The following is a 9,224-nucleotide window of genomic DNA, read 5'->3' as shown; positions in this document are numbered from 1 at the left end:
ACTTTCCTGATTGAGATGTTTTTCTCAAGATGTGCTGCAACTATTTTTTCTCGTAGATCGACAGAATATGACTTCATTTAAAAGTATTTATATTTTAATCTAGTGTACCTCATAATAGACGCAAGTGCTGTATACTGTGCGCAATGCCAAATTTAGCCTGTCTTCATCTAAGAAAGCAGAGTCTAGATTTGTGATTTTATTTTCCGAGTGTTTCCGGAAGCGAAGGAAAATTTCAGTAATGGTAAGAGTTGAAGGATTGAGAATTCAAGACCACTCTTTCAAAAAATGCAACTATTACTAGCTTTAGCCATAAATCTGAGAAATGAAATTGAAGCATTGGGTGATTAAAAACACAAGGAATTGCGTTTTACATAGGCTATTGTAATGATGTAAAACCAAATCAGCGAAAGAATTATCAATTTTTTTGCTCTATAAATACTCACGTCGCACAAGTTAGTAAGTTTACCCAAAAAACCGAAGTTAAACCATGAACTCCTCTTCGTCATCAAGAGTTCGGGGAGATGTGAAATTAAGTAACCAACAGTCTCCCACTCCAAAAGTGGCTATACTCAAATTTTTGAGGTTAGTTGCAGAGGATACAAACCTAGAATCGCAACTTACCGAAGTTTGTGTTCTCCATGAGTTTCAACTAGGCGAAGAGACAAATATCTACGGTCTAGATGGGAAAACTGAAGACAATACAAATTTTCTCTATTCAGTTTGCCAGGGTCGGGTGCAGCTAATTCTGTCAAACGTAACTATTGAACGAGAGGCTTCAACTCGCTTGCTCTTGGAAGTGCTAGCAGTGAGGGCGAGTCTTAGGAAGCTGGACTCATATTATAACCCGTGGGTAGCTAATTGGCAAGAAATTCATTATATAGTTGTCTGGCGAGTTAAAGGCGATCGCACATTAAGTAATCCAGCCATAGGTGAAGCTAGCTGGACAGGATATGTCCTACTCTTAGACCTTACCGAAAACTTGAATGCCCTCAAGGATGAGAAACTCTCCTTATGTCACTATTGGCGAACATTGTGGCATTACCGAAAATCACTCAGAGAAATTATTCTTGCTTCATTTTCTCGCGCACTGATTAAGAACACAGCAATTCTAATTTTAGATAAAGCAACTAGTACCCTAGATAGCGATTTGGGCCACCAATTTCAACATAACTTAGTCTAGATTAATCAAGCTTGTATCACCTTCATCATGTCGACTATATCCTTGTTCTAGACCGAGGTATCCTCTTAAAGCAAGGCACTAATTAATAGCTTCTAGTAATTAGTTGTTTTTCTTAGCATTTAGCATAACTACCGATACATTTTTAATCTCACTTATATAAATATATTAAATATTAATATAGACACAAAAGGTTGCTGAATTAGTTTAGCAACATCCTCTGTTAATTACCTTTGTTTTTATTAATAAATTATCTAAAATTGCACAAGTTTAGCTGCCTACATTTTTTTGTTAAGAACATCTTATTATAGATGTTTTGCTTAACCAAGTTGATGATAGTTAAAGATCTCTGTATTACTACTCATCACTAATTATCTTTCAGAACTAGGCTATCTGTAATTCCTAGATAATCTTCATGAGTATTTCATGAGTAGTTTACAGCCATTTTATTTAGATTAGCTAAAACCGTAGGCTTTGCAAATCAATATTTACAAAGTCAATAAATAATATTATATAGTTGAAAATATTTAAAATATATTTTCAATACTTATGGCTGCTCATTTCTTTACAGCCTCTATAAAATTACTATTTTTAGAAGTTGTTTTACCTCATGGTTAATGGTAATATTTTCTAGCGACTCGACAATAATAAAAGGTTTAAATTGATATTGTGTGGGGGGTAAGACCCCTCACAAACTAGCAAAAGGGGACAAAATTAAAAGTTGCACAATATGCATGTAAGTAGCGAAATATATTCAGTAACTTTAACTTATAAATCTGTTAATTTAGTAGATGACATTAACGGCAAAAAATAGTATAAAGACGAATAGCGTTGTTAACGACCAAAAATAAATAAATTTTCTCTACTAACCCAAAAAATATGCAAATTTCCCGGAAAATGCCTAATTCAGCAGTAGTAAGAAATACAACCGCTTGAACAGATAAACTTTGTTGAATTAGGAGTTGAAAAAGTTTAAAAGGACACATTGTATCTACCAAGAGCCACGTGAGACTTTTGTCCTACCAGTCATATGAAAAGACAAAAGGTAAAAATTTACCTTTCACTAACTAAGCAGTTTGTAAGCCTCAATTGAAACACCAACAATCGCAAAAGCTAAACTAGTTTACTTCATCTCAGATAATTAAAAACTATGATGAATCAAGACATTGCTGGCATTAGTAGTAACTTAGACAAAACAGTGAAAGCTCAACAATTTGACAAAGTAGTTGAAGCAATTCTTGCTGGAAAATATTCCTGGGCATGTGTTTTAATGCTGCGATTTGCTGGCTATAATCCTCTCCATTACATTCCATATCGCACCTATAATCGGTTGCTAAAAGAAAACTCTAAAGCCAGTAGGCCAAATCACCAGCAAAGTGAAAATATAAAAATGCTGAAGCATGCTAATGATTCAATATCTGATAGTAATGTGTCATCCAGCTGCTTAAGCAAAATCAAAGACCTAGCTTATCTGGAAGTAGTCGGAAAGCAAAAATCAGAAATTCGTGGTGGTAGTTTAGATCAGAGATTGGTACAACAAATTAACGATCATCAATCAATGAAATCGCAAATAAAGCCAGAAAGTACTCAAGATATTTCCTTGAAACGCTGTGGATTCAATTAAAGGCTATTTGGAATCAATAGATTCTGCCCTAGAGTGCCTGAGAGGAGAGCCTGCTATGCTAATTAAAAATTTCTAGCATGGCAGGTTTTCTATAGCGGTGATTCATTTGATATTTTTAAAAAAATCTGCCAAAATGGCAAATATATATTGATGAGATTGGTAAACTAATAAAAACTACAACTTCAACAAAAATAGAGGTGATTGGCGGCAAGCAAGTTAATTTTAAAAAATAAAATCAATGATTAGTTCTGACTATGAAGTAAATCAAACTGATTACAAAAGTAGTCAGCATGTCATGGAGTAAATAACTCCTAGGCCAAGATCGATGATCAAACCGTTGCTACTGGTGGTTCTATTTTCGAGGAAGTCTGAGCAAAGAGAATTTGGAGCGGTAGCTTCTCCCAATCCAAACTTTACAGAGCTTTCACCGACTGCAGACGGTGCGAGTAATACTTATAAAACTTCTTATCCTGTGATTGGTGTTGCTTTAGTTAATAAAGCAAACGCTTAACACCAATACCAGAAACGGAAATAGAAAAGTTTCGGTAAAATCGTTAGTCGTGGCTGGTAGAACTAGTAGTTCATACGCTTTTCTTTCGACTATTGTAATCCTAGTCCTCCCAACCTGGATTATCTCTGTTTTCTAAATTTTCAATTTATATAGCAACTACTGGAAGTTCAAAACTTGAATAACTTCCAGTTTTTTATGTCTAAATAAAAATAAAGTGGGCAAATTGCCCACCCTAATTTTTGTGGAGTACATTTAATCCAAAAATGAATTAAACCTTGGCTAATTCTGGGGTAGGACGCTTGCTGTTGCGAATTGATGTAATAGCCTCAGCATAATCCTTAGCGTTAAATACAGCTGAACCGGCGACAACTGCATTAGCTCCCGCTTCCAAAACTTGCCAGGTATTATTTGCCTTGAGTCCTCCATCCACTTCAATCCAAGGGTCAAGACCACGTTCATCACACATTTGACGCAACTTGCGGATTTTGGGTAATACACCAGGGATAAAGCTCTGACCACCAAAACCAGGGTTGACGCTCATAATCAGTACTAAATCGCATAAATCTAGAACGTATTCAATTAGCTCTAGAGGGCTACCAGGATTAAGTACAACTCCAGCTTTTTTACCAAGCTCTTTAATTTGCCCCAAGGTGCGGTGCAGGTGTGGGGAAGCATTATGCTCACAGTGTACAGAGATAATATCGGCACCCGCCTTAGCAAATCCCTCTACATATTTTTCTGGCTCCACAATCATCAAGTGGACATCCAGTGGCTTGGTCGTAACCGGACGAATCGCCTCCACAATCAGAGGGCCTATCGTAATATTAGGTACAAAACGACCGTCCATGACATCAACATGAATCCAATCTGCTCCGGCCGCGTCTACGGCGCGAATTTCGTCACCCAGACGACTAAAATCGGCTGATAGGATAGATGGAGAAATTACAATGGGCTTTTGAGATAGGTTTTGGGTCATGGCTAGTGGGTTTTTAAGCGTCCTCGTCTGTACGCATTGTAACAAAACATTGAGCAAGACTCATAACTTTGATCCCGGCTTTTTTGGGGAATGGAGAGCAGAGGGAGAATAATAACTCCTAACTCCTAATTCTTTACCAATGACCAATGACCAATGACAAATGACAAATGACTAAAAAACTAACCTGGATAATTTGGGGATTAAGTGCATCTTGTCTGAGTGCGCCGGTAATTGCTTCGGCTTTAGAATCTGCTTTAGGAACTAACGGCATTGATGCTCTGAAGCTACACCAACCTCCTTATAATTTAATCGGTCGTAAGATTGCTATTGGTCAAGTGGAAATTGGCCGACCGGGAATGTTTGGCTGGGATAAGGCGGTGTCTAAAAATCGCGCCATATCTTTAGCAGCGGTGTTCTTACGCAATGGGCCAGCTAAGTCTAATAGCGGTGTTGATCCCCATGCCTACAATGTCGCTGGTGTCATGGTGAGTCAAGACAAAGCTTTGCCGGGAGTTGCTCCGGGAGCGCGACTGTATTCGTCTGCGGTGGGTTCCACTAAAAACATGGGTCAGCCAGAAGAGTGCTTATCGGCCCAGCACATAGCGCTACAAAATAGTGGCGATGTCCGTGCCATTAACTTTAGCTTTGGTGAACCTCTGAGCCGCGATCCTAGACCAGAGGCTATTTTAGATGGCAATGCTTTACTAACTTTATGTGTTGACTGGTCTAGTCGCGTTCATGATGTTTTGTATGCGATCGCAGGCAACCAAGGTAAGGGCGGTATTCCGATTCCTACAGATAATTTTAACGGAATGAACGTGGCTTTTTCATCTCGCAGAGGGGGAGTTTTTAACAAAGTAGACGTGGCTAATCTGGCGGGTGCTAACCAAGGAGCGAGTCGAAGGCTAGCTGGCAAGGAGTTTAATCTTGATGGGCGTCGCGCTATCAGTTTAGTTGCTCCTGGGAATAATATTTCCTTGCTCAATCCAGACGGCAAATTGAATAAGGTTACAGGTACGAGTTTTGCAGCGCCTCAAGTTACGGCTACTGTTGCTCTGTTGCAGGAACTTGCTGACCGACAGATGCGGACAAAACAACGCAACTGGAGCATTGATGCTCGGCGTCATCAAGTAATGAAAGCTGTATTGCTAAATTCAGCAGACAAAATCCTAGATAGCGGCGATGGCTTACGGTTGGGAATGGGCCGAACACTAATTGATAAACAAAATCAAAACTGGCTAGATTCTGATGCTTATAAAGATCCAAAGATTCCTTTAGATGCACAAATGGGAGCGGGTCATTTAAATGTATTTCGCGCTTATCAGCAATTTAGTGCTGGTCAATGGCAGGCATCAGCTGCGGTGCCGGCTATTGGTTGGGATTATCGCACAGTGGATGTTGGAGCCTATGTTGACTATATATTAGCCAAACCGTTAAAGCAGGGAAGTTTTGTTGCTGTTACCCTTAGTTGGGATCGATTAGTAGAACTCAACGATAAAAATAAAAACCAGCAATATGACATGGGCGAAAATTTTCGCGATCGCGGCTTAAATAATCTCGACCTATACTTAGTAAAAGCCGATGCTCAAAATTCAGATGCTGGTACTGTTTGTTCCTCAGCCAGCCAAATTGATAGTGTAGAACATATTTTCTGCCCCGTTGCTGCTACTGGCAATTACAAAATCCGCGTCCAGTTTCGTCAAAAGTTAAATGAAGCGACTCAACCTTATAGTTTAGCTTGGTGGAGTGTACCTATCAATTAAAATAAGGGCGCACAACTATTACAGCGTTTTTCATCTATTTGAACCTTTATAGGGGCCTACAGCCGTATGTCCCTACAAAAGTTTGGTATTTCGTGAACTGAGAAACGTGATTTGATCTTTAAAAACCAAGAGTGGTGGTTATTTTGTGATTAAGTAGTCTACAATACTTTTATATATAAATAAGAAAATTCCTAAAAATCCAGATTGTTCATAATTCGTCTGCATAGCCGCTTCAATTAGGAATTAGCAACTCTAATAAGTTGTGTTTAATTCCTTTGAGCTAGTAACTTGCTGTTACAAAAACTGTAACAGTCCTATTTTTCTATTGCAGCAAATGCAATAGTTAATCATTGACACAGTATCTGCGTCAAGCATGAGCACAGATCGGGAATCTTTGGCAAGTGAGGTAGCAGAATGAATCGGCAAAAATTGAGTGATGCGAAAGAAAATTTCTTGCAAAGACGTTACGGTGTGAGTCTGGGCAGACGTTATGCTCTGGCAGCTGCAAGTGTTGTTCTATTCAGCGTATTAGGGTGTTCTCAAGTCGAGAGTAACAAAAATGCCCTCGCCCAATCTAGTTTACCTCAGCCAGAAACTCCATTGCAAAAAAAAACAGTCAAGACTGATACAAGAATAGTTGACTCTAGCAACAAGTTTGGATTTAAACTATTTTCAGAAGTTCTGAAAGATGATAATGAGAAGAATGTTTTTATCTCACCTTCGAGTGTAGCGATCGCTCTTGCTATGACCTACAACGGCGCTAGCGGCTCGACTCAACAAGCAATGGCAAAAACCCTGGAATTACAGGGAATGAATCTACCAGAAATCAACTCTTCTTACGCGGCGGTATTAAAGCAACTTTTAGACAATCAGGATGCGAAAGTACAACTGAGCATTGCTAACTCACTTTGGGCAAATCAAGATGTTAGCTTTGCGCCAGACTTCCTCAAGAGAACCCAGGATTTCTATCAAGCTAAGGTCAGCAATTTAAACTTTAAAGATGCCGCCGCATCTAGTATTATCAATAACTGGGTAGAAGAAAATACTAAGGGTAAAATTACTAAAATAGTTGAAACAATTGAACCTAATCAAGTATTGTTTCTGATTAATGCCATATATTTTAAAGGCAATTGGAGTAACGAATTTGACAAAAGTCAAACCGCTCAATACCCTTTTTACATCACATCTGGTAGACGAAAACAACACCCAATGATGTCCCAGGAAGGTGACTACAGGTACTATGAAAACGAACAGTTTCAGGCAGTTAGTTTACCTTACGGTAAAGATGGGAAGTTGAGTTTTTATATCTTCCTGCCCAAACAAAACTCTAACCTCAAAGCCTTCTATCAAAACTTAAATGTTGAGAACTGGCAAAAATGGATGACTCAGTTCAACAAACAAAAAGGCTTTATTCGCCTACCCCGCTTCAAAATAGATTACGACGTTACACTCAATGATGCCTTGAAAACTTTAGGCATGGAAGAGGCTTTCAGCGACAAAGCCAATTTTTCCGGCATGGGTAAAAATTTTGCCATTAGCCAAGTTAAGCATAAAACGTTTGTGGAAGTGAACGAAGAAGGCACCGAAGCGGCTGCGGCTACTTCAGTGGGAATAGTAGCAACATCTTTGAGAGAAGAACCAGAACCGTTCCGAATGATTGTTGAGCGTCCCTTCTTCTGTGCCATTAGGGATAATCAGACGGGAAATCTTTTGTTTATGGGTTCCATCATCGAGCCACAATGAGGAGGCAGAAAACCTCCTGCCTCCTTAAGGTAATGTCGCTTCAGAAATGCTCAGAGTGTTTTTAGCGTCAGCTTTCAGGGACTCGTTTGCTGCAATAGGTGCAGTTATTTCCCCAGTGGCGCTGTCGTCTGCCTCGTTGCTTAGGCTCCCAGGACGCAAGGCACTTAAAGCAGTCTTAATTACAACAGCTGTGGGTACTGCCACTATTACACCCAACAATCCACCAATTCTTGCCCCTGTCAAAACCGAGATTAAAATCCAAACTGGATTTAAACCCGTAAAGCTGCCTAAAATTCTGGGAGCGATTAAGTTTTCGAGAATTTGCTGTACAATTACTGCCGCTATCAACACTCTCACACCCATTGAGAAATCTTGCAAGGCTACCAATAATGTAGTCAGGGCGATACCTACAGAACCGCCAAAGGGGACGAGAGCCATCAGACCAATAGTTAGGCCAAATAGTAGACCAAATGGCACTTTCAGCCACAAAAAGGTAGGAATGAGGGCCGATGCCATACACGTCGATAAAATTAGCTGGGTGATGAAGAAATTTTGGAAGCTCAGGCGGACTGTTTTGGAGAAAGGATCACGGAATTTAGAGGGTAACCATTCTACTAAACTTTGCCAAAGTTCACCTCCATGCTGTAAAAGGTAGAAAGTCAAAACCATCGTCAAGAGAATATCTAGCAGACTAGTGACTGTAACTACCGCCAGATTTAAAACTTGTCCAGCGATCGCTTGCAATTGTCCCTTGACGCGATCGTTGATTTGCACTACCAGAGCATCGAGGTTAATCGGTAAGCCAAAAGTCTCAGCTTTTTCGTTTAATATCATTAACTGAGAGCGTCCAGAGTCGATTAACTCTGGCAAGCGAGCTACCAGTTGTTGAGCTTGGGTAAGGGCCAGCGGAAAAAGTGTAACACCCAACGCCAATAAAATCGATAAAGCCAAGAGAAATACTAGAATAGCGACTTGCTCTCGCCTAGCACCATGATGCTCCATCCAGCTCACGGGGTAGTTGAGCAGAAATGCTAGCACTGAGGCTCCGACTAAAATGACTATGAGAGAATGGAAATAATCAAAAAATACCGAAAGTGCCCAACCATTAAGAACTAGCAGCGGAACGAATAACGCGATCGCCACGATTCGCGCTATTGGTGTGAATGTTTGCCACCAGTCGAGTAGCTTGCGTGTCTGCATTTTGAGCTAATTGCGGGATAGAACTAAATGAAATCTTTCTTTACAGCTTATTATCTCTAACTATATGAGTCTTATTCATCCTTCTAGTTTAGGAGTTAGACTAACCCAAATGGGAAATTTTGAACCAAAAGAGAATGGGGAGTGGGGAGTGGGGAGTCGGGAAGAAGCAAGGGAGCAGGGAGCAGGGAGCAAGGGAGAAGAATTTTCCCCCCTGCCCCCCGCCCCCTGCC

The 9,224-nt window shown here is 40.0% G+C and carries 7 protein-coding genes; 5 read left to right on the top strand and 2 right to left on the bottom strand.

Annotated features, from left to right (window positions below; all coding sequences use genetic code 11):
• Positions 1–487 precede the first annotated feature (487 nt).
• The 3 genes from F8R90_RS07765 to F8R90_RS07755 all read left to right on the top strand — a co-directional run bounded on the left by F8R90_RS07765 (position 488) and on the right by F8R90_RS07755 (position 3,312).
• A complete protein-coding gene (locus F8R90_RS07765; protein WP_196510271.1) occupies positions 488–1,180 on the top strand; it encodes a hypothetical protein in 693 nt (230 codons plus the stop codon).
• Between the two features lie 1,150 nt (positions 1,181–2,330).
• A complete protein-coding gene (locus tag F8R90_RS07760) occupies positions 2,331–2,801 on the top strand; it encodes a HetP family heterocyst commitment protein (RefSeq protein ID WP_196510272.1) in 471 nt (156 codons plus the stop codon).
• Positions 2,802–3,126: 325 nt separating this feature from the next.
• A complete protein-coding gene (locus F8R90_RS07755) occupies positions 3,127–3,312 on the top strand; it encodes a hypothetical protein (protein WP_196510270.1) in 186 nt (61 codons plus the stop codon).
• Positions 3,313–3,580: 268 nt separating this feature from the next.
• On the opposite strand, the gene rpe is transcribed toward F8R90_RS07755, so the two are convergent.
• Positions 3,581–4,288, bottom strand: coding sequence for a ribulose-phosphate 3-epimerase (gene rpe / locus F8R90_RS07750; protein WP_114081048.1), 708 nt, complete (start codon positions 4,286–4,288; stop codon positions 3,581–3,583).
• Between the two features lie 167 nt (positions 4,289–4,455).
• Here rpe and F8R90_RS07745 point away from each other — a divergent pair, with 167 nt between their 5' ends.
• Both F8R90_RS07745 and F8R90_RS07740 read left to right on the top strand, forming a co-directional pair.
• Positions 4,456–6,051 (top strand): S8 family serine peptidase, encoded by a 1,596-nt coding sequence (locus F8R90_RS07745; protein ID WP_196510269.1) that lies wholly within the window; start codon positions 4,456–4,458, stop codon positions 6,049–6,051.
• 414 nt (positions 6,052–6,465) lie between these two features.
• On the top strand, positions 6,466–7,794 hold the full coding sequence (locus F8R90_RS07740; RefSeq protein ID WP_196510268.1) for a serpin family protein: 1,329 nt from the start codon (positions 6,466–6,468) through the stop codon (positions 7,792–7,794).
• A gap of 24 nt (positions 7,795–7,818) precedes the next feature.
• Here F8R90_RS07740 and F8R90_RS07735 read toward each other — a convergent pair whose 3' ends face one another.
• Positions 7,819–8,994: an AI-2E family transporter gene (locus F8R90_RS07735; RefSeq protein WP_196510267.1), complete on the bottom strand. Its 1,176-nt coding sequence runs from the start codon at positions 8,992–8,994 to the stop codon at positions 7,819–7,821.
• Positions 8,995–9,224 lie beyond the last annotated feature (230 nt).

The sequence above is a fragment of the Nostoc sp. NZL genome (assembly GCF_015714705.1).
In the GTDB taxonomy this organism is placed as follows: domain Bacteria; phylum Cyanobacteriota; class Cyanobacteriia; order Cyanobacteriales; family Nostocaceae; genus Nostoc; species Nostoc foliaceum_A.
The sequence above is the reverse complement of the archived record's forward strand: the minus strand, read 5'-3'. Positions and strand labels throughout refer to the sequence as shown.

Coding starts and splice junctions, on each gene's coding strand:
- F8R90_RS07760 (WP_196510272.1), top strand. CDS start 2,331: ATGAATCAAGACATTGCTGGCATTAGTAGTAACTTAGACAAAACAGTG.
- F8R90_RS07740 (WP_196510268.1), top strand. CDS start 6,466: ATGAATCGGCAAAAATTGAGTGATGCGAAAGAAAATTTCTTGCAAAGA.
- F8R90_RS07735 (WP_196510267.1), bottom strand. CDS start 8,994: ATGCAGACACGCAAGCTACTCGACTGGTGGCAAACATTCACACCAATA.
- F8R90_RS07755 (WP_196510270.1), top strand. CDS start 3,127: ATGATCAAACCGTTGCTACTGGTGGTTCTATTTTCGAGGAAGTCTGAG.
- F8R90_RS07745 (WP_196510269.1), top strand. CDS start 4,456: ATGACTAAAAAACTAACCTGGATAATTTGGGGATTAAGTGCATCTTGT.
- F8R90_RS07765 (WP_196510271.1), top strand. CDS start 488: ATGAACTCCTCTTCGTCATCAAGAGTTCGGGGAGATGTGAAATTAAGT.
- rpe (WP_114081048.1), bottom strand. CDS start 4,288: ATGACCCAAAACCTATCTCAAAAGCCCATTGTAATTTCTCCATCTATC.